Here is a 656-nt window from a genome sequence, read left to right on the forward strand (position 1 = left end):
GATTTCAGCGCATCATGGGCCGGATGCGGCAGGTAGCGCTGACGGGCAGCCTCATCGGCGAACGTCATCAGCACACAGTGCGTAAAACCCGCGCTTTTGGCTTCGGGGCTGTCGTTGACGCCCCATTCCACGCTGATCACCCCTTCCACCAGTTTCGGGATATGCAAAAAGGCCTGCCTGACCGCGTTGATTTGCTCAGGCGAAGCATCGTCAGTGAGCGTGATAAACAGAATGTGTCGGATCATGCTTAACTCCAGTATTAACGGGGGGCAGCGTAAAGGCCATGTGTTCAAGGTCATCCGGCGTGACGCGAATGATGCCCTCGCCGGGAATGTCGATTTCCGCCACCAGGAACAGTGACAGCGATATCATCACGGGTAGAACCAGCAGAGAGAATCCCTGCCGTTGCAGTTGTCCGGTCAGACAGCAGGCGGCCATGGCGAAGACAATGATCACCAGCCATGCCACATCGGGGAGTTTGCGCTGAGAGACAGCAGTCTGCTGTTGTGATGATCTTAGCTCACTGTATGCCGTCAGGAGCGAGTCCCTCACAGGTGCGTATTACCATCATGTAGCACGTCATTTAACATTGATGAAGATCGTGTTAGCGCCGGTGATATAAACCTTAATTCACCGTTATTGATTGTCCGCTCCAC

General features: G+C 54.4%; 2 protein-coding genes. Both read right to left on the minus strand.

From position 1 onward, the window contains the following. Positions 1-245, minus strand: a 245-nt coding sequence (locus AAIR21_RS27750) for a Dabb family protein (protein ID WP_434682826.1), incomplete at its 3' end; no start/stop codon positions are given. Beyond that, positions 211-552, minus strand: a complete 342-nt coding sequence (locus AAIR21_RS27755; protein ID WP_434682827.1) for a hypothetical protein — start codon at positions 550-552, stop codon at positions 211-213. The genes AAIR21_RS27750 and AAIR21_RS27755, both read right to left, overlap by 35 nt. Positions 553-656 lie beyond the last annotated feature (104 nt).

The organism is Enterobacter sp. PTB (assembly GCF_051130085.1).
In the GTDB taxonomy this organism is placed as follows: domain Bacteria; phylum Pseudomonadota; class Gammaproteobacteria; order Enterobacterales; family Enterobacteriaceae; genus Enterobacter; species Enterobacter ludwigii.